The following is a 24683-nucleotide window of genomic DNA, read 5'->3' as shown; positions in this document are numbered from 1 at the left end:
CCGGACTTTGCGAACTCTTGGGCTTCCGTCTGAGGTGCCTGCAGCAAGGGTGCCACAGGACAAACACGCAGGTCCAACCCTCGCGGACTGTAAATCCGGGTTATTTTTTGACGCCGCGTTGCAAAGTTTGCAAATCTTGACATGTGAAAGCCTTCGTGGATCCCCGAAAAAAGTACGCGCGTACTGGGATTTCCTACTCCCGAGTACAGCAGACTCCGTGACTTCTCTGCGAGCCGTCGGGGGTCCGACATCCGGCGCCGGCGCGGCAATAGTGACCACTTTCACACCGCGCAGACGGCCCGACGCGCGCTTCGACCGCCTCGATCAGGGTGCGGTGACGCGACCGACGGCGGCGTCGAAGACTCTCACGAAGGTCGCGGCGTCGACGGGTTCGGTCGGTTCGGTCGGCGGATCGGAGGCCGGCGTGGTCGCGCCCGACACCGTCAGCTGGACGGTCACCGGCCCCGACGTCGGACGGTCCAGGGCGGCATATCCGGCGAAGCCGATCTGGCGGCGGACACCACCGTCGGGCAGCGTCGTGGTGACCTCGGACCGCGTCAGCAGCATCTGCTCGCCGGTGCCGAGGCCGCCGTCCACCTCGGGCGGCGCCATCTCCGTGTACTCGGTGACGACACGGCTCCCGGCGAGATTTCCGACGGTGATCTCGGTGGTCGTGCGCGAGCAGCGACCGGTCGTGGAGAGCCGGTCGGCGTCGATGTCGCGCCTCGCCTCGGTGACCAGCTCGACGAGTACCCCCGTGCCACCACGCGCGGCGAGGACCGCCGAGCTGTCCGCGGTCAGCTCCCCGTTCAATTCCGCGTCAGCGGTCGGGGTGCAGAACCCGGGGGTCACCCGGGCGGTGCGCGCGGCGTCGATGCCCGCCCGGTTTCCCGCGACGAGGTCACTGACGGACAGCGATTCGGCGGTGAATCCCGGCGGTAGGTCGGATGGCTGGAGCAGCAGGTCGGCAGGCGTGCGAGGAGCGGGTGCTTCGGCCGACCCGTTCGAACATCCGGCGATCGCGATCACCGCGGCCACCAGCGCGAACACGGCCGACGCCACCGGCCGCGGGCTGCGGTGTCGGCCGCGGGGTGAGCGCACGCGGTCACCGTACCCTGAAGGGGATCATCGATCTGGCATCCCCTGTCCTGGAGGTGGCGAGTGAGCAGGACCTACGTCGGCTCCCGGCTGCGTCAGTTGCGATCCGAGCGCGGACTCTCGCAGGTGGCCCTCGCGCAGACGCTGTCGATCTCCGCGTCGTATCTCAATCAGATCGAGCACGACGCCCGGCCGCTGACGACGTCGGTGTTGCGCAAGATCACCGAGGCGTTCGGCGTCGACGCCGGGTTCTTCGACTCCCAGGACGATCTCCGGCTGGTCGCCGAACTGCGCGAGGTGCTGCTCGACGACGACATCGAGGCCGGTCCGGGCGCGCACGACGCCCAGCAGATCAGCACGATGGTCGCCTCGCATCCGGAGATCGCGCAGGCGATGGTCAATCTGCACCGGCGCTACCGGATCGCGACCGACCAGCTCGCCGCGGCCACCGACGAACGCGGCGACCGCAGCATGCGGGGCACGATCAGCGCACCACACGAGGAAGTGCGCGACTACTTCTATCAGCGCCGCAACTACATCCATGAGCTCGACATCGCCGCCGAGGAGATGACGAACCGCATGCGCATGCACTCGGCGGACATCCGGCGCGAGATCATGAACCGCATCGAGAACGTGCACGGGATCAGCATCGTGCGCCGCGTCGACCTCGGCGACTACACCCTCCACCGGCTGAACTCCGAGGAGCGCCGCCTGGAGTTCTCGGCCGCCCTCTCCGCCGGACAGCGGACCTTCAAGCTCGCCAGCGAGCTCTGCTACCTCGAGTACCACGATCTCCTCGACGAACTCGTCGACCAGGGAAACTTCGCCAGTGAGGACGCGCGCTCACTGGCGCTGCTCGGCCTGGCGAACTACTTCGCCGCGGCAGTCGTGCTCCCCTACAGCCAGTTCCACGGCGCGGCAGAAGATTTCCGCTACGACATCGAACGGCTCTCAGCGTTCTACGCGGTGTCCTACGAGACGATCTGCCACCGGCTCTCGACGCTGCAACGCCCCAACCTCCGCGGGATACCGTGGTCGTTCGTCCGTGTCGACCGCGCCGGGAACATGTCGAAACGACAGTCCGCCACCGGTTTCCACTTTTCCTCCAGCGGCGGCACCTGCCCGCTGTGGAATGTCTACGAGACCTTCGCCTCGCCGGGCAAGATCCTCACCCAGATCGCCGAGATGCCCGACGGCCGCAACTACTTCTGGGTGGCGCGCACGGTCGAACGCCGCGCCGCGCGGTACGGGCAACCCGGCAAGACCTTCGCGATCGGCATGGGATGCGAACTCCGCCATGCCGGTCGGGTGATCTACTCCGACGGCCTCGAGATCGGACCGCAGGCACACGTGACCCCGATCGGTGCGGGCTGCCGCGTCTGCGAACGAACCCAGTGCGCACAGCGGGCCTTCCCCGCCCTGGGCGCCACACTGCGCGTCAACGAACACTCCTCCACGGTGTCGCCGTACATGGCGATCACCGAGACACGGTGAGGATCAGCGACACTCGTTGGTGGCGGGGATTCCCTGCAATCGACGGTCGAGCCAGGTGGCCACATCGGGAAAGGCCTCGAACACCGTCGTGATGTGCTCACCCGGATACTCGCGGTAGATCGCGGTCGCACCGAGTTCGCACTGCTCGGCGAACAGGGCACGCGCCTGGGTCGCGGGAAGCCACCATTCGTAGGTCCCCTGATAGATGAACAGGGGCATGGTCGCCCGGTACCCCGACATCGACGTGACGTCGAAGATGTGGTCGGCGACCGGTGAATGGAACGGGTCGGCGTCGAGCGAGAGCAGCTGCGTCGGCAGATGGGAGAAACCCAGGATGCCCATCTCGCCGGTGCAGAGGTCGCGCAGCCCGGAGGTCGCGAGCCACCGTGCGACATGGTTCGACATCCCCAGGATCTCCGGACGCTCCCGCGCCACACCCAGCATCGCGGAGTGGAAAACCCCGGATGCGAGGTTGGCGTTCATCGCCCCGGCCAGGACCCGGTAATCCGCCGGAACACCGCCGATGGCCGCGCCGACGAAGCGTCCGGCCTGATCGGGGGCGTAGGTGGAGGCGAGTTTCGCGGCCCCGTTGGTGGCGATCGCACCACCGGAGTATCCGTGCATGGCGATCGGGCCACGACCGAACTCGATCGGATCGAGTCTCGCCGCGGCACGGACGGAATCGAGGACGACATGCGCGCCGACATACGGTTCGGCATAGGCCATCCGGGCGCCCGTGTGGTCGGGCACGATCACCGCATAACCACGATCGAGCGCCAGCTGGGTCAGCGGCGGGAACAGGTCGGTGTTGTTGGTGTCCTTGTTGTACCCGTGGGAGAACGTGTAACCCGGTGTACAGGTCGTCCCCAGCGCGACGATCGGTGTGTTGTTGACGAGGATCGGCCGCGGCCCCGGACCCCTCCACGCCTTCTGCGGGACGAACAGGGTCGCCGTGCCGAACAGCGGGCCGCCGGTGGCGTCGGTGGTGCGGAACTTGATCTGCCGGGCCGACCGCAGCGGCACGGTGACGAGGAAGCCGGCCACCTGCGTCACGTCTCTAGTCGCGATCAGGTCGCCGGGCTCGAGTGCGGCGAGGTCGGCGGGCCAGTGATCGAAGAAGCGATCGCCCACCGGCGACGGCATGACCGCCTCACGCAGTTCCTGCAGTTCCTTGGAACCGCCCTCGATCTTCGACCGCTGCGGGATGCGGTTGAGCTTCTTGACCGGCGGGGCGGGCACCACCGCGTCGATCTCGCCCGGGATGGCCGACGGTACGGCGGTCAGGTTCGGTGGCTCGGCCCGGGCCACCGGGCCGAGCCCCGGTCCCCACACGCCACCGAGCAGGCCAACGGTCGCGACGCCGACGGCCGCCGCCACACACAGCGTCCGTGATCGCCACCTGAACTTCGAGCGCATCGCCAACACTCCTGCCACACCGGCGATCCCGGGTCAGCTCACCCCCGATGGTCAGCCCAACTCGCCATTCCGGTCCGAATTCCGTCATGCTAAACGCCCGCGGGGACTTCGGCAGGGGACAAACAGATTCAGGCAGAAATCCCCTGGCCGCGATCACGGTTGAGTATCGAAGAAATGTCCATGCGGGTGGCGGGCATCGACATCTGGTCGCTTGTCCTAGTCTCGACCGCAGCGAGGCGACACACTCGCGAGCTGCGGAGGCACCCGATGGCGGCACCGGCGAATCGCCTACGACACCGGACCAGCCGGCGCGCGCTGATCGTGTGCATCACCCTGGGGCTCGTGGCTGCCTGGCGGACGGTGGCCCCGGGGTCAGCATCCGGCGAACCGCCGAACATGATGCCTGTCCCGCCACCGGTCGCCGAGGCCGTCGACTCGGCCGTGCCACCTCCCCCGATCCCCCGCCTCCGCGAGGTCCCACCACGAGCGCGCGCATCCGGATTCGACCACCGCACACTGGGATTACGTGAGGCGCTGTTGCCGTCACCGACCGGCGACCCGTTCTTCGACCGGTGGCCGCCCGATCTGTCGGCACTGGAACCAGGCCAGGTGATCGCGGTCCGCGACGTCACCGCCTCCGCGAGCCCGGTGGTCACCATCCCGTTGCGGTCGGCGACCCTCGTCAAGTTCGCCACCACCGACGCGGTCGGCGCCCCGATCTTCGGTACGGCAACGCTGCTGATTCCGGCACGAGCGGTCCGTGGGCCACGGCCCCTGCTGGTCAACAACCTGCCGATCGACTCACTCGGAGCCGCCTGTACACCGGGATACACGTTGGCACATGGCTTCTCGATCGCGACGAACCCCACCGACCTGATCCCGCCGACCACTCAGCTCGCCTTGTACGACGGTCACGCGGTCCTCATCCCCGCCCATCAGGGGCCGCGGATGGCCTACGCCGAGCCCGTTCTGGCGGGGCACGTCGTCCTCGACGCGATCCGCGCGGGTCTGACGCTACGCCCGGACATCCTGCGGCACAGCCGGATCGCGATGGCCGGCTACTCGGGCGGGGCGATCGCGACGCACGGCGCGTCGAAGCTGGTCGGCGAGTACGCACCCGAACTGTCCGACCGGATCGTCGGCGCCGCACTCGGTGGGGTTCCCGCCGACTTCCGGATGCTGGTCGGCAGCATGAACGCCAACCTGGCCACCGGGCTGTTCCACGCCGCGACCTTCGGCATCGCACGCGAACGCACCGAGATCCTGGCGATGGCCAACCGGCCCGCGCGTTGGCTGGCCACGTCACCGCTGAAGAACGTCTGCGTCATCCCCGAGGCCCTGGCAGGGGGGACATTCCTGCCGATGCAGTTGCTGTCGCGCGACCCGGACCCGTTCCACTCGCCGGTGGCCGAACGCATCTACCGGATCACCGCGATGGCCGACCGTAAATCGTTGGCCCCCTTGCTGATCTACCACGGAACCCACGAGTGGTGGATTCCCGCAGCGGGCGCCCGAGCGCTCTACCGCCAGCAGTGCTGGATACGGGGCGACCGCCGCATACCGCGAGATCTTCGGCGAACACATCACCGGCGCGCTCTTGGGATTCCCGGTCGCGCTCGAGTGGCTGAACATGCGACTCGCCGGACGGCCGGCGGTCGACGAATGCCCGCGGCGCCCGGCCGGATGAGGCCGGGCGCCGCGAGAGTCCGAATCGAACAGACGAGGATCAGTAGACGAGCACGCGCAGGTTCTCGGCGACACAGGCCGGCTTGGACTCACCCTCGATCTCGACCGTGTTGGTCACGACCATGTTCACGCCTTTGGGGGTCTCCTCGATCGAGGTGATGACGGCGTTGGACCGGATGCGGGCGCCGACCTTCACCGGGTTCGGAAAGCGCAGCTTGTTCATGCCGTAGTTGAGGACGAGCTTGGGACCCTCGACGGAGAAGATCTGGCCGGCGATCATCGGCAGCAGGGAGACCGTCAGATACCCGTGCGCGATCGTGGTGCCGAACGGCCCCGACTTGGCGCGCTCGGGATCGGTGTGAATCCACTGGTGGTCACCGGTGGCGTCGGCGAACGCGTCGATACGCTCCTGGGTGATCTCCAGCCACTCGCCCGACCCGAGGTCTTCGCCGATCGCGGCCTTCAGTTCTTCGACACTTCTGAACGTCCGTGTGCTGTTCGTCATAGTGGACGTAGTCTACCGTGGCCCCATGAGCGCACCGCGAGTCACACCGGGTGGTCTCCGAGAACTCGGAGGTTTCAATTTCGTCTTCGCGCGCGGGGCCGCCCGCGTCATCGGAGTCGACGACGCGCACATCTTCTCGACGCTCGGCCGGGCGAAGGGCCTGTTCCGCGGCTGGCTGCATTTCAGCGGCCGGTTGATGCCGTTCGGGACGTTGCCACGCAAGGACTCCGAGATGATCATCATCCGCGTCGCACATCTGCGTGGTTGTGAGTACGAGCTCGACCATCACCGCAGACTCGGGCGCCGGGCGGGCATCGGTGACGTCGAGTTCGAGCGCATCCTCGAGGGCCCGGACGCCGGTTGGGGCGACCGCGAGCGGGCCATCCTGCGCGCCGTCGACGAGCTGGTCGCCGACAAGGACGTCTCCGACATCGCCTGGGCCGCACTGTCGCGGCACCTCGACGACCGCAAGCTGATCGAGTTCACGCTGCTCGTCGGCCAGTACGACAGCCTGGCCACGACGATCCACACGCTCCGCATCCAGCGCGATCGTCATACCTGACATCGGCGAAGCGATGGAGTCGATCAGCCAGCGCCTGATGCGCAACGCCGCATTCGCCGAGATCTACGAGAACCTGTGGCGACCGACCTTCACCCGGTTGTTCAGTCTCGGTGGGCGCGCCACCGAGGACTACGACCGCGCACTGCGCGCATACCTGTCCCGCCCCGGCGACCGACTCGTCCTCGACGTTGCCTGTGGCCCAGGCAATTACACACGCGTGATCGCCGACGGCCTGACCGGCGACGGCCGCTGCATCGGAATCGACTTCTCGGCAGCGATGCTCGCGCGGGCGGCCCGCACCAACGCCGTCGACCGTGCCGCGTTCCTCCGCGCCGATGCGCACGCGATCCCGTTCGGCGACAACACCTTCGACGTCGTCACCTGCCTGGCCGCCCTCTATCTCATCCCCGATCCCCTCCGCGTCGTCGACGAACTGGTACGGGTCACCAGGCCGGGCGGCGAGATCGTCGTGTTCACGTCCGTGGCGACCGAACTGACGTCACTTCCCGGGGTTCAACGGGTCGTCGCCCTGACCGGCTTTCACATCTTCGATGAGCACACCATCGCCGACCGCCTGCGTGCGGCCGGACTGGTGGACGTCGAGCAGACCATCACCGGCCACGGACAGTACGTGCTGGGCCTGAAGCCGGGGCCGGTTATGCCCGCAGGAGATTTACAGTAATGTCCTCCTCGAAATAGGGAGGTTAGGTATGACTAACGAAACTTCGTCCGCCGATCAGCTGCCGTTCGGGCGGCGTAAGACCGAGGACATGCCGGGACATTGGCTGCTCGCCCGGCTCGGCAAGCGAGTGCTGCGTCCCGGTGGACGGGAGCTCACCGAGAGCCTGCTCGACGACGCCCGCATCAACGGCGCCGACGTACTCGAGATCGCCCCCGGCCTGGGCAAGACCGCCACGTCGATCCTCGAGCGATCGCCACGCAGTTACGTCGGCGTCGACGACGATCCGGATGCCGTCGTCCTCACCAAGGATGTCATCGGCGATCGCGGTCGGGTCGTCGCCGGGGACGCATCGGCCACCGGACTCGACGACGCGAGCACCGACGTCGCCGTCGGCGAGGCGATGCTGACGATGCAGTCCGACCGCAACAAGGCCGAGATCGTCGGGGAGGCGTTCCGCGTGCTGCGCCCCGGCGGCCGCCACGCGATCCACGAGCTGGCGATCAATCCCGACACCCTTCCCGACGAGGACAAGACCGAGATCCGCAAGTCCCTGGCACGGTCGATCAAAGTCAACGCGCGACCACTCACCGAGGCAGAGTGGCGAAAGCTGCTGACCGACGCCGGCTTCGAGGTCACCACCGTCAAGTTCGCCGAGATGGCGCTGCTGGAACCGCGCCGCGTGATCGCCGACGAGGGCCTCGGCCGCGCACTTAAGTTCGTCGGCAACGTCATCCGCGACGCCGACGCCCGCAAACGCGTGCTCGCGATGCGTTCGACCTTCACCAAGTACAAGTCGCATCTGGCTGCCATCGAGATCATCGCGGCGAAGCCGGAGGTCGCGGCATGAGCGACACCACCGTGATCACCGGCCTTGCCGAGAACACCGGCAAGGCCGGCGACCGTCCCGACCTCTCGGTGCTCTCTCGCAACGACGGTGCCAACGTCGTGCGTCTGTCCTTCCTCGCCGGGCAGACGATGCCCGACCATCGCGCGGGCCGGCCGATCCTGGTCATCGGTCAGAGCGGCGAGATCGACTTCACCGTGGGTGACGACACGACGCGCCTCGAGGCGGGCGTCGCGATCCACGTGAACGCCGACATCCCGCACGCCCTCGAAGCGCGGACCGATGCAGTGGTCACACTGGTGGTGTTGGAGAATCCGACTGCGAACTGAACTCCGCGTCGGCGCGCGCGGTGCGCGTCGAGATCGAGAGGAACCCATGGCGACCAAGCAGCGCGACAAGATCATCGCCCTGCTCACCGAATCGGCCGCGCCGATGGTCGCCGGAGAGATCTCGGCACGCCTCGACCTGCATGTCACCACGGCCCGCTTCCACCTCGCCAAACTTGTCGAGGAGGGGCGGGTCGAGACCACGACGGTCCCGACCGCAGGCGTCGGACGTCCCCGCGTCGGTTATCGGATGGTCCGGCAGGCGCCCACCGGCGCGCTGCTGGGCCATCTCCTCGGACAGCTCGGCAGCACGACGGCGGCTCGCGAGCACGCCGGCGCCGAGGCCGGTCGCCTCTGGGCCGAACAGCATGCGCACCCCGTGCCTGCCGCCGATCTGCCCGACCCCGTGACCGTCGCCGCCCAAACCCTCGGCGAACTGGGCTTCCAGGTGTCGAACATGGTGAGCGCCTTCGGTTCCCACGAACTACGACTGTGCTCGTGCCCGTTGCAGGACATCGCCCGCACGCACCCCGAGGTCGCCCGCGGAATCGCTCGCGGGGTCATCGAGCAGGCACTTGCCGCGAATTCCCCCGCACTCAGTTCGCAGTATGCCGTCAGCGTCGCCCCGGATCCGTCCGGCGGCAACTGCGAGATCGTGCTGCGACTGGCCCCGGTGCGACGCGGCGCAGCCCTCCCCTGAGACACGTACATAGGTAAGGCTTGCCTCAATCAATTTTGAGGATTAAGTTACTCCAAAGGCGTTGGCGAACGACCACCGCCGGACACAGGAGAACCACGTCATGCAGCTCATCCGGAGGATGACCATCGCCGCGCTCGCGACGCTCGTGGCCGTCATCGGGCTCGTATCGGCCACCGGCGGCGCCTCGGCCGCCAAGACCTTCCCGCCGAACTTCAAGGTCACCGCCGACCGTCCCACGCTCGCCGATCTCAACGACATCGTCGAGTTCCTGGTCGAGACGCCGGCGTCGGATCAGGCCAAGGCAGCCAACGTCGAGGGCGGCATGAACGCCGTGATCGTCCCGAAGACCGTGTACTCACTCGGCCTCTTCCGTGCGCCTCGTGGCTGGAACGACGTGACCGGCCCCCTGGTCCAGAAGGGCAACAGTGTCACCGCCACGCTCAACAGCGGCTCGGCCGGCCGTCCCACGATCCGCATGACGATCGAGTTCAAGAAGCTCGACGGCAACTGGAAGCTCGCGGCGAGCTCGCTGTGCCAGGGCGTCAAGACCGTCGGCCTGAACATCTACTGCAACAGCTGATCGGCGTGCTCGACATCAACGGCCTGTCCGTCCGAGTGGGCGGGCAGGCCGTTCTCGATGGGATCACCACTCACGTCGACGACGGTGAGCTCGTCTATCTGCTCGGCCGCAACGGCACCGGAAAGACCACGCTACTGCGGACCATCTGCGGTGTGATCCCGCCCTCTGCGGGACGAATCCTCTTCGACGGCAAGCGATTCGCCGAACTCGCCACACCATCGACGGTGATCGGTATGCACCTGGGCACCGACGGCGCCCATCCCGGACACACCGCCCGGCGCCACCTGACCTGGCTCGCCCGGGCCGGCGGGATCCCGACCGGCCGGGTGGCCGAGGTCCTCGACCTCGTCGGACTCTCCGACGTCGCCGACCGCCGGGTCGTCGACTACTCCCTGGGCATGCGGCAGCGGCTCGGGATCGCGACCGCGCTCCTGGGCGACGCCCGGACGCTCATCCTCGACGAGCCGGTCAACGGTCTCGACATCGACGGCATCCGTTGGCTCCGAGGCCTTCTCCGGGACCTCGCCGACGACGGCCGCCGCCTGCTCATCGCCTCTCACCACCTCGACGAGGTGGCCCGCACCGCCGACCGCGTCGTCGTCCTGGATTCCGGTCATGTCACCGCCGATGCGCCGCTGACCGAATTCATCGGTGGGCATGCGGATCTCGAGGAGGCATACCTCGCCGCGGCGGCCGGCCTGACATCCGCAGGAGTCACCCCATGACCACCACACTCGCGGCCGTGGTGGGCCAGATCCGTCGCGGCACCCGCGCCGAGCTCACCCGTGTCGGCGGTGCACGCAGCATTCTGCTCTACGGGCTGATCCCGGGAGCGGTACTTCTGCCCCTCGTCATCACTTTCGGCGTCGCCACCGTCGCCGAACGGTTCGCGTCGATCTCGGGCAGCATCCAGGTCACCTCGGTCACCACGACCAATTCGGTCTACTGGGTCATCACCTTCACCGTGATGATCTGGGCCGTGGTCGCCGCCTACGCCCAGGCGACCGCGGAGCGCGGTGCGCTGGGAGAGCTCGCCCGCCACCTCTACCCGCGGCGCTGGACCGGTCTGGTCTCCCGGTGGATCGCCTACGGCACTGGCGCCGCCCTGTGTAGCGCGGCACTGGTCGCGCTGGTCATGGCGATGCTGCCCACCTTCTTCCCGAAGGTCTACAGCGGGGTCGACATCGGTTCGGCGGAGGGGGTCCGCTTCCTGATCGCGGTGCCGGTCTTCGCGGTGTTCGCGGTCGGGATCGGCATCGGACTCGCCGCGATCATCGGCCACCCCGCGGGAACCGTTGGGGCACTGCTAGGTTGGGCGTACGTCATCGAGAACGCGATCAGCCTGGTGCCCGACGGTTATACGCTGCAGCAGTACATGCCCTTCCTCAACGGAACCTTCGGCACCGGACAGGAACTCGCGTTCATGCCGCCGTGGGGTCCCACCGGAGGACTCCTCTACTGCGGCGCGATCGCGCTGACCCTCGTCACCCTCGGATGCATCACGCTGACGCTCCGGGTCAGAAGGACCGGTAGTCGCGCACCGTCATCCGCGGTCCGCGCCGCTCTCGGCGGACGCCGTGCAGCTCGACCATCCGGATGATCCGACGCCGTTGTCCGGCATAGGGTTCCAGCAGTTCGAGCATGCCCGCGTCGTCGACCGGTTCGCCGATGAGGGTCATGCCCACCAGTGTCGGGATGTGATAGTCACCGACCGACACCGCGTCGGTGTCGCCGACCGCACGCGCACGCGTCTCCGCCTCGGTCCAGCGCCCCACGCCCCGTAGGAGCCGGAGCCGGTCGTGGTGGCGCTCCACGTCCATCACGGTCGCGCCGCGGATCGTGCGCATGCGCACCGGTTCGATGCCGCTCCGGTGCCACTCCCACGACGGGATGTCGGCCCACGCGGCCCGCGGCGGCGGCACACGCATCGTGTCGGGTACCGGACCGGGCGCCGGTTCGCCGAAGCGGCGCACCAGATATCGCCACGCGCGGAAGGCCTCGGCGCCGACCACCTTCTGCTCGAGGATCGCCGGTACGAGCGCCTCCCACACCCGGTCGGTCCGGCCGATGCGCAGGCCCACCGACCGCCGGACGAGTCCGGCGACCACGTCGTCGTGCACGGTCATCGCCTGCGGGTCGTCGGAGGCACCGAGGAAGTCCGGCAACTGCTCGAGCAGCCAGTCGGCTCCCGGACCCCATGCACGTCCCAGCACTCGGGAACCGTCGATTCGCAGGGTCTCGGTGCCCGGGCCGTCGGGGGTCTGTACAGCGCGCCAGATCGACCCGTCGCTGCCGTAGACGAACGTGGGGTCACCGGCTCCCCGTCGAAGATGACCGACAGTGCCCCGAACGTCGAGCGGCCACGGCAACTCCCACTCGCGGACACGTTCGACGACACTCACCGCTCCGAGCGTAGTCCGCACTTCCTAGGTCCGTTTCTCGCCGAATTCCGGAAAAGGACGGGATATGTGTGCGAAGAATTCATCGGCCATTCCGAACCGCCGGCCGTGAAAAGAGTGCCGGGATACGACGAGAGCCGGTGACCGAACTGGTCACCGGCTCTCGTCGATGCGTCACAGGAAGCGATTCAGCGCTTCCACGAGTTCACTCCCCGCGATCGATCAGAGTGCGTATCCGCCGCGGTTGGAGGCGGTCTTGCCCTCCTTGAGGACCAGGAGGATGTTGTCGTGGTCGGCCAGCGAATCGATGGCGGCGAGCGGATCGCCCTTGACGACGACCACGTCGGCGAGCTTGCCCGGCTCCAGGGTGCCGAGGGTGTCGGCGACGTCGCAGAGCTCGGCGGAGGTGCGGGTGCCGGCGACGATGGCCTGCATCGGGGTCATGCCACCGAACTTCACCAGGCAGCCGAGCTCGCCGAGGGTCGCCCCGTGGTCGGGGACCAGACCGGCGTCGGTGCCCACGGCGACCTTGATGCCGGCCTCGATCGACGCCGCGATGGACTCGTGTGCCAGGTTGTGCCACTTCTCGGATTTGGCGACCGCCTGCGGGGTCGCGGTGTCGGGCTTGAGGGTCTCGATGAGGGTGGGCACCAGGTACTGACCGCGCTCGACCATCTCGGCGCGCAGTTCGTCGGTGAGGGCGTAGCCGTGTTCGATCGAATGCGCGCCACCCTGGACGGCGGCCTGGATCCCGGCGAGTCCGATGGCGTGAGCCGCGACCTTGCGACCGCCGTAGTTGTGGGCCTCTTCGACGAGGGCGGCGACGATCTCGGTGCGGGCACCCAGCCAGTCCGGGTCGTCGCTGGGAGAGGAGACACCGCCGCTGGAGGCGACCTTGACGACGTCGACACCGCTGCGCAACAGCTTGCGGACCTCGCGGCGCGCCTCGTCGACGGTGTCCACGAGGAGACCGCCGATCAGGCCGGTGCCGTCGAGGCCGGACGCGATGTGGAAGTCGGCGTGGCCACCGGTCTGGCTGAGCATCTTGTCGGCGACCAGGAGTCGCGGACCGGCGACGAGACCGTGGGCGACCGCGTCCCGAACGCCGACGTCGACGCCCATGAGGTCACGCACGGTGGTGACACCGGCGCCGATCGTGGTCTTGAGGCGGTCGATGAGCTCGAAGTAGCGGTACGACGGCGGGACCATCGCTGCGGAGATCGGTGAGCCCTTGGTGCCCGGCAGCGAGAGATGCACATGGCAGTCGAAGAATCCGGGAGTGACGGTGTTGCCCCCGACATCCACCTTCACCGGCTTCGCCGACTCGTCGATCTGCGGGGCACCAGCAGCCGCACCGGCGTAGGTGATCTTGCCGTCGTCGATCACGACAACCGCGTCGGCGATCGGGTCGGCTCCGGTCCCGTCGATCAGACGAGCATTGTGCAGGATGGTTGTGCTCATAACGTTTGGTTATACCGTGAATTCCGATCTTCCCGGGCATTCGCAATTCGATCCCGGAGAGGCCTGCGCGGACCTTTTGGAACGTGCGAATTCGATGGTGGACGCCGGAATCGCGGCGAACTCCCACGTCATCCGCTTCTGTGTCCCGTACCGATCTGTCCAGGCGTTCCGCAATCGGTGTCAGAGCAATCCGCACCTGCTCAAATTTGCCGCCCGAACCGCTTGTTGTGTCACGAAATTGCCGCCCTCGAGTCGGCTGCAATCGGGTGATCGGGGAAGCCCGGTCGCCGCCGGTGCGCGATCCCTTCCCGGGCGGACCGGAACAGTCCGCGCCGGGGTGCCGGCGCCTGCCGACCCAGCGTCAAGAATGCGCCGACTTCACTGTGCGGCAGAACATTCGAGATCCTCATGAGTATGCTCACCGGCGACGGACTCCGTCTGTGCGGAGACCGATCCCCATCGCGATGAGTTAGGCAGTGACAACGCATGTGCACACGAGTGATCTGGCCCGACGCCAACGGTTCGGTGCTGGTCGGCCGGAACATGGATTTCCACAAGGATCTGATGACCAACCTGTGGAAGCAACCACGCGGCGTGAAGCGCGACGACGGCGTCGAGGGTGAGCTGACCTGGACGTCGAAGTACGGCAGTGTGATCGCGGCGGCCTTCGACATCATCTCGGTCGATATCATCTCGGTCGATGGGCTCAACGAAGCCGGTCTGGCGGGACATGTGCTCTGGGTGGCCGAATCCACCTATGGCACCTACGACGGGTCGCGCACCGCGCTCAGCCAGGCCATCTGGTTGCAGTACTTCCTCGACAACTTCGCCACGGTCGCCGACGCCGTCGCGTGGGTGGAGGAAACCGACGTCCAGGTGGTGCAGATGGACGACCCGACCGGCGGCACCCCGCCCACCATCCACCTGGCGCTCGACGACGCCACCGGCGACTCGGCGATCATCGAGTACATCGACGGCCATCCGAAGGTCTACCACGATCCCTCCTACCGCGTGATGACCAATTCACCGACCTTCGACAAGCAGCTCGAGCTGGTCAAGGAGATCCGTGGACTCGGCGGCGACAAACCCCTGCCGGGTTCCACCCTCGCCGCCGATCGATTCGCCGGCGCGTCGTACTACGTCGAACGTCTCGCCCAGCCGGACACCCAGCTCGAGGCCATCGCCGCGATCTTCAGCGTCATCCGTAACGCCGCGCAACCCTTCCGCATCCCGGACCCGGGCAAACCGGATGCGTCGCAGACCATCTGGCAGACGGTCACGGATCTGACGAACAAGCGTTTCGTCTACGAATCGACCACCCGCCCGAACATCGTGTGGGTCGACCTCGCCGATCTGGACTTCAGCGAGGGTTCGCCGCAACTCAAGCTCGACCTGTGCGGCCGCCTGGCAGTCGAGGGCGGACTCGCCGGCAACGTCAGTGACAAGTTCGAGGACGACGGGCCGATGACCTTCCTGTCGTTGCAGATCCTCGAGGAGCTCGAGAAGGCCGCGGAGACGCAGAACAGCGAGACCCAGAACAGCGGGGCTCGGACCGGGGAATAGTCACCCGCCCGATCCTCGCCCACAGCACAGACCACAACGGCTGCTGCCGGCCCGCCCCTTTCGGGATGGGACCGGCAGCAGCCGTTGTCGGTGGCCAGTGGTAGATCATGTGCCCGATCGCGCCGTGGCCGACCAACCCGACGCGCGGCTCACAGATTGATCATGTGCCCGATCGCGCCGTGGAACGTCTCCTGCAGCGCCTCTGACATCGTCGGATGCGTGTGCACGTTGCGTGCGAGCTCCTTGGCGGTGAGATCCCACTTGTGGGCCAGCGTCAGCTCGGGGAGAAGTTCGGAAACGCCGTCGCCCACCAGGTGTCCGCCGAGAAGTTCGTCGGTGTCGGCGTTGGTGACCAGCTTCGCGAAGCCGGTGGTCTCGCCGAGCCCCTGTGCCTTTCCGTTGGCGGTGAACGGGAACGTGGTGGCCTTCACGTTGTACCCCTCGTCCTCGGCCTGCGCCTCGGTGAGTCCGAAGGAGGCGACCTGCGGCTGGCAGAAGGTGGCTCGCGGGAGGAAACGGTAGTCACCCAGGGTCATCGTCTCGGCACCGGCGATGGTCTCGGCGGCGACGACGCCCTGCGCCTCGGCGACGTGGGCGAGCTGCAGCTTGGCGGTGACGTCACCGATGGCATAGATGCCGTCGACGTTGGTGCGCATGTAGTCGTCGATCGCGATGGCGCCGCGGTCGGTGAGCTCGACGCCGGTCTTCTCCAGACCGAAACCCTCGACGCGCGGGGCGAAGCCGACGGACATGAGGACCTTGTCGACGGTCAGCTCGCCGTCCTTGTCCTTCGCGTCCTTGTAGGTGACGGTGACGCTGTCGCCGTTGTCGGTGACCGACTGCACCTTGGTGGAGGTCAGCAGCTTGACGCCGAGCTTCTTGTATTCCTTGGCGACGGCCTTCGACGAGTCGGCGTCCTCGTTGGGCAGGACGCGGTCGAGGAACTCGACGATGGTGACGTCGACACCGTAGTTGGCGAGCACGTAGCCGAACTCCATGCCGATCGCACCCGCGCCGACGATGACGATGGACTCGGGCAGCTCACGGGTGAGGATCTGGGTCTCGTAGGTGACCACGTTCTCCGACAGTTCGACGCCCGGAAGCAGCTTCACGGTCGAGCCGGTGTCGATGATGACGTTGTCGAAGGTGATCTCCCGATCGCCGACCTTGATGGTCTTGGCATCGGTGAACACGCCATAACCGTCGATCTCGGTGATCTTGTTCTTCTTCATCAGGTAGTGGACGCCTTTGACGATGCCGTCCGAGACCTTGCGGCTGCGGTCGAACGCCGCGCCGAAGTCGAAGGACACGTCGCCACTCATGCCGAAGGTCTTGGCCTGGTGATTGAAGATGTGCGCGAGTTCGGCATTACGGAGCAACGCCTTGGACGGGATACATCCGACGTTGAGACACACACCGCCCCAGTACTTCTCCTCGATGACGGCGGTTTTCATGCCCAGCTGAGCCGCCCGGATCGCGGCTACGTACCCACCTGGACCTGCACCCAATACAACTGTTTGAAAGTGTTCAGCCACGCCTGCCACCCTACGTCCCGTCGATGGTCCGTCGCAGTCCGTCCCCACTACTCGCCGGTAACACCGCGACGGGTTCAATCACTGTTTGAAACGCTGTTTGATCTGTGGTTTCATCCCACTGTGACCCAGACCACCGATGCGGCGGCACCCGGGGCCGGATCGGCCGGTACCCGCGAGACCCTGCTCGCCGTCGCCGAACGGCTCTTCCTGGCCGACGGCTACGACAAGGTGTCCGTCCGCGCGATCTGCGCCGCCGCCGACGCCAACCCGGCGGCCGTGCACTACCACTTCGGAACCAAGGACGACCTGACGATCGCCCTGCTCGAATCCCGGCTGGCGCCGTGCTGGGCCGACGCCCTGGCGTCGATCGATCCCGAGACCGACTCGGTGCGTCACGTCGTCGACGTGCTGCTCGCACCGTTCGTCGAGCTCCAAGGCGATCCGACCGGTCACCTGCACCTGCGGCTGCTGTCACGGTTCGTCCTCAACCACCCGACGGTCGGCTGGACCGCCCGGTGGTTCGGCCTCGATCCGTTCGCCGACATCCTGCTGGACGCCATCCCCGGACTGCCCGCCGGCGCGGCACGCCGACGCTGGGCACTCGCCTTCCAGCTGATCCTCCTGCGCTTCGGCAGCACCGAGCCGCTCGACGCCAAAGCCGTCGCCGCCCTCGCGGAGTTCGTCACCGCGGGGCTGTCGGCGCCCCCTTCGTGACAGCCCTCCGCAAGCTCCGGGCTTCCTCAGGGAGCAGAAAGCCAGCCCACCCAAACCGACACCGATTGAGAGGAACCGACGTGGACAGCCCCGACGCCGGACCGTTCAGCCCAGCGCAGCTCGGCCCGCTCACCCTGCGGAACCGACTGATCAAATGCGCCACCTTCGAGGGCATGACGCCCGACGCCCTCGTCACCGACGAACTGATCGAGTTCCACCGCGAGGTCGCGGCCGGCGGTGTCTCGATGAGCACCGTCGCCTACTGCGCCGTCTCGCCGGAAGGTCGCACCGACCGTCACCAGATCTGGATGCGTCCCGAGGCGATGCCCGGTCTGCGCAAGCTGACCGACGCCATCCACTCCGAGGGCGCACTCGCCGCCGCCCAGCTCGGCCATGCCGGCGCGGTGGCCAACTCGGTGTCCAACCGCGCGAAGGCGTGGGGTCCGGGCCGCATCCCCGCACCGATGGGGATGTCGTTGACCCACAAGGCATCTGTCGAGGACATCGCCGAGTTGCGGATCAAGTTCCGGCGGGCCGCCCGCATCGCCGTCGACTCCGGCTTCGACGGGCTCGAGATCCACTGCGGGCACAACTATCTCATCTCCAGCTTCCTGTCTCCCCTGCTCAACCATCGTCGCGACGGCTACGGCGGGAGCCTGGTCAACCGCGCACGCATCGCCCGCGAGGTCGTCGAGAGCGTGCGTGAGGAGGTCGGGAACGAGGCCGCGATCTGGGTGAAGCTCAACACCTACGACGGCGTGGGCAAGCCCGACATCGAGCGGTCTCCGGAGGCACGGGCGAAGGGGCGCGCCAAGCTGAGCAGCTTCAACGTCGACGAGGCATGTCAGGTGGCGCAGCTGCTGGAGTCCGACGGCCATCTCGACGCCATCGAACCCACCGCGGGCAGCTCGCTGCTCAACCCGATGTACCTGTTCCACGGGGACGCCCCGCGCAAGGAGTTCGCCGACGCCTTCTCCGGCGCAATGAAATACGGGCTCAAGACTTTCGCACCGGTCTTCCTCAAGCGCTACCAATACCACGACGGCTATCTGCTGCCGCTCGCCCGCGAGCTGCGCAAGGCGGTCGACCTGCCCATGATCCTGCTCGGCGGCATCACCGACCGGGCGTCGATGGACATGGCGATGGCCGAGGGCTTCGAGTTCATGGCGATGGGCCGCGCGGTCCTGCGAGAACCCGATCTGCCGCTGCGGATCGCCGCGGACCCGTCGACGAAGTCGCGGTGCATCCACTGCAACCTCTGCATGCCGACGATCTACTCGCACACGCGGTGCCCGATCCGCACGGGCGAGGTTCCCGACCCGCTCGCCACCGCATCGCCGACGAGTTGACGCTCACGGCAGCTGTCGCAGATCGTGTCGCCGGTCGAACCGATCCGCGACAGCTGTTGCACGGTCGAACCCGTCTCACCTCCGCAGGAAGACCCCGTCGCTCTCCTCGTCGTCGTAGTACTCGACCGTCATCTTCGGACCGTCGAAGGTCACCTGCGAGATCGTGCCGATCTCGGCGTTCTCGTCGTGCAGGGTGAAGGTGAAGGTGTTGCGGTCCCAATGGGCGAGTTCGTGCTTGCGGACGCCGCCCGGACCCATTTCGAGGAACAGCTTGCCGTCCCGTTCGACGACCTCGGCCGGTCCGTACACAGCGTTCGCGTAGGTGCCCACGAACGTCGGCATCGGCTGTGACGGCGTGGTATTCGCCGGACGCTGCTTTCCGACGAGCTCGCCGTTCGGCACGCTGAGGGGCGCATAGACCTTGGCATAGAGCTCGCGCCAGTCGCTGCGGATCTCGCCGAACTGCACGAGGTCCATGAACTCGGCGGCCAGCGCGTCCACCGCGCCGATGGGTGCGGCGTTGGACAGCACGACGATCGCCGTGTCCGCAGATGGCAGCATCGCGAACACGGTGCCTGCACCGGACGCGAACGCGCCGGCGTGGCTGAACTGGGTGCGGGCGTCGGCCGTCACGCCCACGTTGAAGCCGTAGCCGTAGAAGCCGGCACGCGTGTCCGGGTTCGCCGGCGGACTCGACACGACCTGCGGCGACACCGCGGGCAGCAGTGCGTCCGGGGCGACGATCTCCGCGCCGTCGTGCTTGCCCTGCGCCAGAACCATCTTCAGCCAGGTGGCCATGTCGTTGACCGTCGAGCTGACCCCACCGGCCGGTGTCTGGGCGTCCGGGTCACGAGGGATGGTGGTCTTGGCCCACTTGCCGTCGATCTTGATGTGCCCGACGGCACGGTCGGTCCGCTTCTCGAAATCCGCGTAGCGGGAACTGGTGCTGGTCATGCCCAGTGGTCCGTAGATGAGATCCTGCGACAGCGTCGGCCAGTCCTTGCCCGCCTTCGCGGCAACCGCCTCACCGCCGGTGGTCACACCGAAGTTGGTGTAGGCGTAGCTGATCCGGAACGGGTCGAGAGGCATGAAGCGGAGCCGCTGGAGAACCTCGGTCCGCGAATAACCCACGTCCTCGAGTTTGTCGCCGGCGTGGTCCGGCAGTCCGGATCGGTGCGAGTACATGTCCCCGACGGTCACCGTGCGGGTGACGTACGGATCGGAGAGCGCGAACCAGGGCAGCCCGTCGACGATGGGCATGTCCCAGGCCACGGTCTTGTCGGTGACCGCCGCGCCGACCACCGTCGACCCGACGGATTTGGACACCGACGCGAGCTGAAAGACGGTGTCGGGATCGACCTTCTGCCCCGTGGTCACGTCCTTGACCCCGAATCCCTTCGCATACTTGGTCTCACCGCCCGACACCACCGCCACCGCCAGACCCGGCAATCCGGTCGACGACATCAGCGACTCGACGAGCCCGTCGAGCTGCCCGACGGCCTTGTCCACCGCGTCGGCCGGCAACGGCCTCGCGACGACGGCGTTCGGGTTCACCAACGCCGACGACCCCGACGGTTCGGTCGGCGGGGAGCCGGTACCGGAGGACCCGCTGTCACACGCGGCGACGAGGGCCACCACCGAGAGCGCCGAACAGACCGCCAACGGCACCCGCCCCCATCGGGGAGCATGTCGTCGCGGGAAACTGCCTGAGAAGCGGCCGCGAACACGGCCATGGCGCCGGACGGGGGCCGAATCGAAAGTGGGCATGCGGATCTCCTCATCCTCGCGCAGAGAAGATACCGCGTGGTGCGTCGCCAGGTCGCGATTCCCCAGTTCATCGGCACGATTTCGGCCGAGCGAGGCACAGACGTACCGCGGGCGGGCCCCGCAACACCCGCGACCGGCACCCGGCCCGCGTAAGTTTGACGCCATGACCGAGCAGGCCGACGCCATCTCCACCAGCATCGACGATCCCTACCTCTGGCTCGAGGACGTCACCGGCGACGAGGCGTTGACGTGGGTGCGCTCCCACAACGAACCCACCGTAGAGACGCTCTCGTCGTCGAACCGCTTCCGCGACATGGAGGCGTCGGCCCTGGCGATCCTCGACACGGACGACCGCATCCCGTTCGTCCGGCGTCGCGGCGAGTTCCTCTACAACTTCTGGCGCGATGCGGCGAATCCTCGCGGGCTCTGGCGACGGACGACGCTGGAGTCCTACGTGACCGACGCGCCCGAATGGGAGATCATTCTCGACATCGACGAACTCGCTCGCACCGAGGACGAGAACTGGGTGTGGTCGGGCGCGACGGTGCTCCGGCCCGAGTACGAGCGCGCGCTGGTGTCGCTGTCCCGGGGTGGTGCCGACGCCAGCGTGATCCGCGAGTTCGACATCCCGTCGCGGCAGTGGATCACCGATGGCTTCACGTTGCCGGAGAACAAGTCGAATGTGCGCTGGATCGACCGCGACACCGTCTACGTGGGAACAGATTTCGGGGAACAGCCGGACGGTGTGGGCTCGCTGACCGACTCCGGCTATCCCCGCGTGGCCAAGCGCTGGTCGCGGGGTGCGCCGCTCGAGGACGCCATCACGGTCTTCGCCGGCGAGAAGAGCGACGTGTCGGTGCACGCGACCTACGACGACACTCCCGGGTTCGAGCGGCACTTCGTCTCGCGTTCGACGGACTTCTTCAACTCCCTGTTGTTCGAACTGCGCGACGGCGAACCGGAACTGGTCGACGTCCCGACCGACGCTCACGCCGGGGTGCGGATGAACTGGCTGCTGGTGATGACGAGGTCGGAATGGGAGGTCGCCGGTACGACCCACGCGCCGGGCACCCTGCTCGCGTTCGACTACGACGACTACCGTGCCGGCGGCCGCGAGGCCGCGGTGCTGTTCATCCCGGACGCGCACACGAGCCTCGTCGACTATGCCTACACGCGTTCACATCTCATCATCGTGACGTTGCACGATGTGCACACCCGGGTCGAGGTGCGCGAGCTCGGCAGCTGGGAGGTCGTCGACTTCCCGGGCCTCCCGGACCTCGCCACCGTGTCGGTTCTCGACACCGATCCCGACGAGAGCGACGAGGTGTTCTGGATGGCGGCCTCGTTCACCGATCCGCCGAGTCTGCTGCACAGCGACGGCACCAGTCCTCGGGTCATCAAGCGCAGCCCGACGTTCTTCGACTCCGAATCGGTGATCGCCGAACAGTATTTCGCGACATCGGAGGACGGGACCCAGATCCCTTACTTCGTGATCCGCCGCCGGGACGTGACCACCGGCCCCACCTTGCTGTACGGCTACGGCGGTTTCGAGAACTCGCTCACCCCGAACTACCTGTCGATCTCCGGCAAGAACTGGATCGAACGCGGTGGCACCTACGTGATCGCGAACATCCGCGGCGGCGGCGAGTACGGACCCTCGTGGCACACGCAGGCCCAGAAGGCCGGACGCCACCTGGTGTACGAGGATTTCGCCGCCGTCGCCGGGGCTCTCGTCGACAGCGGACTCACCACCCCGGAACAGCTCGGCGCACAGGGGGGTTCCAACGGTGGACTCCTCATGGGCGTCATGCTCACCCGCTACCCGGAGCTCTTCGGCGCGTTGGTGTGCCAGGTCCCGCTGATCGACATGAAGCGCTACCACCTGTTGCTCGCAGGCGCGTCATGGGTTGCCGAGTACGGCGACCCCGACGATCCCGAGCAGTGGGAGTTCATGCAGCCGTTCTCGCCTTATCAGAACATCGATGCGGATGCCTCGTACCCGCCGATCCTCGTGACGACGTCCACCCGGGACGACCGCGTCCATCCCGGCCACGCCCGCAAACTGGTTGCGCGGCTGGAGGAGACGGGCCACGAGGTGATGTACTACGAGAACATCGAGGGCGGTCACGGCGGTGCCGCGGACAACAAGCAGGCCGCATTCAAGACCGCACTCGCCTTCGAGTTCCTGTGGCGGAAGCTGGCTCCCGAGTCCTGATGCATGAGGTGCGACAAGCGCACGACCACCCGCCGGTTCGTTCCAGAACTCTCTCACCGACGCCGGGAGGCACACCACACCCGTCCGCACCGACGCCGGACGGCCGGACAGCGGAGGGCACGCTGGTCATCGCCTCGACATTCGGCCGGAGCGCCCGGGCCCAGGCTCCTGCACGCGGCTGCTGACGCCGTCGACTCTCCACTACCCTGGGCAGCAGATCGCCGGCACCGACGACGATGTCAGCACGACGAGATGAGGAACGAGATGGGGATCGACTACACCAAGCGCCCGAAAGCCCAACCGCCGCAACCGCCTGCGCAGCCCCCATCGACTCCGCCCGCACCGGGCTACGGCCAGCAGGCACCGGCTCCGACCCCCGCCTATGGTCAGCAGCCGCCCGCCCAGCCGGTGTCGCTCTCCAAGATCACCCTGACCAAGTCGGCGCCGAGTATCTCCCTGAGCAAGCAGGGCGCGACCACCGGTCAGGTCCGCGTCAACCTCAGCTGGACCGCGAACTCCTCCGGCGGCGGCCTGTTCCGCAAGGCCAAGGGCATCGACCTCGACCTCGCCTGCCTGTGGGAGTTCACCGACGGAAGCAAGGGAATCGTCCAGGCCCTCGGCAACTCATTCCAGGCACCCCGCGACGGACAACCGATCATCCGCCTGGACGGTGACGACCGGCGCGGCGCCGGCGGCGAGAACATGTACATCGACCTCTCCGCCACCAACCGGATCCGTCGAATCCTGATCTTCGCCTACATCTACGAGGGCACCCCCAACTGGGCGAGCGCCAACGGCGTCGTCACGTTCTCCCCGGCCAGTGGCCCGGAGATCGAGGTCCGTCTCGACGAGGCCGACCAGTCCGCGATCTCCTGCGCGATCGCGCTGCTCGAGAACCGCGGCGGCGAACTGGTGATCAACCGCGAGGTGCGTTACATCCGCGGTGCTCAGGACAAGATCGACGAGGCATACGGCTGGGGTATGAACTGGCGGGGCGCCCGCAAGTGAGCGCCACCGCACTCTCTGGTTTCCTCACCGGCCTCGCCGACGGATCCCTGCAGGTGATCGACCTGACCACCCCGCTGTCGAGTTCGACTCCGGCCCTGCGGTTGCCGGCCCCGTTCGTGAACCTGATCGACTTCAGTCTCGAAGAGGTCAGCGCCTACAACGAACCCGGACCGTACTGGCGGCACAACAACATCCACACCGGGGAGCACATCGGCACCCACCTCGACGCGCCGATCCACTGGATCAGTGGTCGCGACGGTGACGACGTCTCCCAGATCCCGGTGCAGCGGCTGATCGGGCCGGCCGCGGTCCTCGACTTGACCGCCCAGGTCGCCGACAACCCCGACTACCTGCTCGAGGTCACCGACGTCGAGGCGTGGGAGGCCGATCACGGCGAGCTGCTGCCGGGCGCCTGGCTCCTGCTGCGCACCGGTTGGGAGTCGCGCGGCGGATCGGAGGCCGAGTTCCTCAACGTCGACGAGACCGGCTCGCACACCCCCGGCGTCTCGGTCGAGTGCGCGCAGTGGCTGGCCACGCAGCGGCAGATCGCCGGGCTCGGCGTCGAGACCGTCGGCGTCGACGCCGGTCTCGCGGGTGGTTTCGATCCGGCCTTCCCCGTCCACTACCACTTCCTCGGCAACGACAAGTACGGCCTGACCTCGCTCCGCAACCTCGGTTCGCTGCCGGCGACCGGCGCCGTGATCGTCGTCAGCCCGCTCCCGATCGTCGGTGGTACCGGTAGCCCGTCGCGGGTCCTGGCGATCGTCGAGAGCTGATCG

At 67.3% G+C, this 24683-nt stretch carries 22 protein-coding genes and 1 pseudogene; 16 read left to right on the top strand and 7 right to left on the bottom strand.

The genetic code is table 11. The annotated features are described in order from the left end of the window. Positions 1–324: 324 nt before the first annotated feature. Positions 325–1101 carry a hypothetical protein gene (locus tag GAA2_RS02850; protein ID WP_040004799.1) on the bottom strand — a complete coding sequence of 259 codons (777 nt, stop codon included), beginning with the start codon at positions 1099–1101 and terminating at the stop codon, positions 325–327. Positions 1102–1161: 60 nt separating this feature from the next. On the opposite strand from GAA2_RS02850, the gene ramB reads away from it, so the two are divergent. Beyond that, the gene (gene ramB, locus GAA2_RS02845; protein ID WP_191834710.1) at positions 1162–2592 is read left to right on the top strand and encodes an acetate metabolism transcriptional regulator RamB; all 1431 of its coding nucleotides are present in this window, start codon (positions 1162–1164) and stop codon (positions 2590–2592) included. A 3-nt stretch (positions 2593–2595) separates the two neighbouring features. On the opposite strand, the gene GAA2_RS02840 is transcribed toward ramB, so the two are convergent. Continuing rightward, on the bottom strand, positions 2596–4008 hold the full coding sequence (locus GAA2_RS02840) for a lipase family protein (protein WP_191834709.1): 1413 nt from the start codon (positions 4006–4008) through the stop codon (positions 2596–2598). A 396-nt stretch (positions 4009–4404) separates the two neighbouring features. Here GAA2_RS02840 and GAA2_RS02835 point away from each other — a divergent pair. Further along, a pseudogene (locus tag GAA2_RS02835) lies at positions 4405–5695 on the top strand (lipase family protein). 39 nt (positions 5696–5734) lie between these two features. Here GAA2_RS02835 and GAA2_RS02830 read toward each other — a convergent pair. Next, positions 5735–6199: a MaoC family dehydratase gene (locus tag GAA2_RS02830; RefSeq protein ID WP_006436812.1), complete on the bottom strand. Its 465-nt coding sequence runs from the start codon at positions 6197–6199 to the stop codon at positions 5735–5737. 25 nt (positions 6200–6224) lie between these two features. Between GAA2_RS02830 and GAA2_RS02825 the strand changes: the two genes are divergently transcribed. The 8 genes from GAA2_RS02825 to GAA2_RS02790 all read left to right on the top strand — a co-directional run bounded on the left by GAA2_RS02825 (position 6225) and on the right by GAA2_RS02790 (position 11493). Continuing rightward, positions 6225–6761: a carboxymuconolactone decarboxylase family protein gene (locus GAA2_RS02825; protein ID WP_006436813.1), complete on the top strand. Its 537-nt coding sequence runs from the start codon at positions 6225–6227 to the stop codon at positions 6759–6761. Between the two features lie 13 nt (positions 6762–6774). Next, positions 6775–7443 carry a class I SAM-dependent methyltransferase gene (locus GAA2_RS02820; RefSeq protein ID WP_096273008.1) on the top strand — a complete coding sequence of 223 codons (669 nt, stop codon included), beginning with the start codon at positions 6775–6777 and terminating at the stop codon, positions 7441–7443. Positions 7444–7471: 28 nt separating this feature from the next. Then, a complete protein-coding gene (locus tag GAA2_RS02815) occupies positions 7472–8290 on the top strand; it encodes a class I SAM-dependent methyltransferase (RefSeq protein ID WP_191834708.1) in 819 nt (272 codons plus the stop codon). Beyond that, positions 8287–8616 (top strand): cupin domain-containing protein, encoded by a 330-nt coding sequence (locus GAA2_RS02810; RefSeq protein ID WP_006436816.1) that lies wholly within the window; start codon positions 8287–8289, stop codon positions 8614–8616. The genes GAA2_RS02815 and GAA2_RS02810 overlap by 4 nt, the downstream gene beginning before the upstream one ends. Positions 8617–8662: 46 nt before the next feature. Beyond that, complete coding sequence (locus tag GAA2_RS02805) at positions 8663–9313, top strand: helix-turn-helix transcriptional regulator (RefSeq protein ID WP_096273006.1); 651 nt, start codon at positions 8663–8665, stop codon at positions 9311–9313. 100 nt (positions 9314–9413) lie between these two features. Next, entirely contained in the window at positions 9414–9893 is a 480-nt protein-coding gene (locus GAA2_RS02800) for a hypothetical protein (RefSeq protein WP_006436818.1), read from the top strand. 5 nt (positions 9894–9898) lie between these two features. Next, on the top strand, positions 9899–10618 hold the full coding sequence (locus tag GAA2_RS02795; RefSeq protein WP_096273004.1) for an ATP-binding cassette domain-containing protein: 720 nt from the start codon (positions 9899–9901) through the stop codon (positions 10616–10618). Next, positions 10615–11493 carry an ABC transporter permease gene (locus GAA2_RS02790; RefSeq protein ID WP_096273002.1) on the top strand — a complete coding sequence of 293 codons (879 nt, stop codon included), beginning with the start codon at positions 10615–10617 and terminating at the stop codon, positions 11491–11493. Before GAA2_RS02795 ends, GAA2_RS02790 begins: the two co-directional genes overlap by 4 nt. Here GAA2_RS02790 and GAA2_RS02785 read toward each other — a convergent pair. Both GAA2_RS02785 and GAA2_RS02780 read right to left on the bottom strand, forming a co-directional pair. Then, the gene (locus tag GAA2_RS02785) at positions 11411–12295 is read right to left on the bottom strand and encodes a DNA-3-methyladenine glycosylase family protein (protein ID WP_040004800.1); all 885 of its coding nucleotides are present in this window, start codon (positions 12293–12295) and stop codon (positions 11411–11413) included. The genes GAA2_RS02790 and GAA2_RS02785 overlap by 83 nt on opposite strands. Before the next feature lie 219 nt (positions 12296–12514). Then, entirely contained in the window at positions 12515–13753 is a 1239-nt protein-coding gene (locus GAA2_RS02780; RefSeq protein ID WP_096273000.1) for a metal-dependent hydrolase family protein, read from the bottom strand. A gap of 486 nt (positions 13754–14239) precedes the next feature. Here GAA2_RS02780 and GAA2_RS02775 point away from each other — a divergent pair, with 486 nt between their 5' ends. Then, positions 14240–15316 carry a linear amide C-N hydrolase gene (locus GAA2_RS02775; protein ID WP_096272998.1) on the top strand — a complete coding sequence of 359 codons (1077 nt, stop codon included), beginning with the start codon at positions 14240–14242 and terminating at the stop codon, positions 15314–15316. Between the two features lie 149 nt (positions 15317–15465). On the opposite strand, the gene lpdA is transcribed toward GAA2_RS02775, so the two are convergent. Next, entirely contained in the window at positions 15466–16851 is a 1386-nt protein-coding gene (gene lpdA / locus GAA2_RS02770) for a dihydrolipoyl dehydrogenase (protein WP_006436825.1), read from the bottom strand. Positions 16852–16971: 120 nt separating this feature from the next. On the opposite strand from lpdA, the gene GAA2_RS02765 reads away from it, so the two are divergent. Together GAA2_RS02765 and GAA2_RS02760 are read left to right on the top strand one after the other, a co-directional pair. Continuing rightward, complete coding sequence (locus GAA2_RS02765; protein WP_096272996.1) at positions 16972–17565, top strand: TetR/AcrR family transcriptional regulator; 594 nt, start codon at positions 16972–16974, stop codon at positions 17563–17565. Between the two features lie 80 nt (positions 17566–17645). Beyond that, the gene (locus GAA2_RS02760) at positions 17646–18914 is read left to right on the top strand and encodes an NADH:flavin oxidoreductase (protein ID WP_096272994.1); all 1269 of its coding nucleotides are present in this window, start codon (positions 17646–17648) and stop codon (positions 18912–18914) included. A 75-nt stretch (positions 18915–18989) separates the two neighbouring features. Here GAA2_RS02760 and GAA2_RS02755 read toward each other — a convergent pair whose 3' ends face one another. Beyond that, positions 18990–20582, bottom strand: a complete 1593-nt coding sequence (locus tag GAA2_RS02755; protein WP_191834969.1) for a serine hydrolase — start codon at positions 20580–20582, stop codon at positions 18990–18992. A 262-nt stretch (positions 20583–20844) separates the two neighbouring features. On the opposite strand from GAA2_RS02755, the gene GAA2_RS02750 reads away from it, so the two are divergent. From GAA2_RS02750 to GAA2_RS02740, 3 genes are all read left to right on the top strand, one after another. Beyond that, on the top strand, positions 20845–22896 hold the full coding sequence (locus GAA2_RS02750) for a prolyl oligopeptidase family serine peptidase (RefSeq protein WP_096272990.1): 2052 nt from the start codon (positions 20845–20847) through the stop codon (positions 22894–22896). A 264-nt stretch (positions 22897–23160) separates the two neighbouring features. Next, complete coding sequence (locus tag GAA2_RS02745; RefSeq protein ID WP_191834707.1) at positions 23161–23904, top strand: tellurium resistance protein; 744 nt, start codon at positions 23161–23163, stop codon at positions 23902–23904. Beyond that, on the top strand, positions 23901–24680 hold the full coding sequence (locus GAA2_RS02740) for a cyclase family protein (protein WP_191834706.1): 780 nt from the start codon (positions 23901–23903) through the stop codon (positions 24678–24680). The genes GAA2_RS02745 and GAA2_RS02740 overlap by 4 nt, the downstream gene beginning before the upstream one ends. Positions 24681–24683 lie beyond the last annotated feature (3 nt).

The organism is Gordonia ajococcus (assembly GCF_012974285.1).
Classification (GTDB): Bacteria; Actinomycetota; Actinomycetes; order Mycobacteriales; family Mycobacteriaceae; genus Gordonia; species Gordonia amicalis.
Note: the sequence above shows the minus strand (reverse complement) of the source record. Positions and strands in the feature narration are given on the sequence as shown.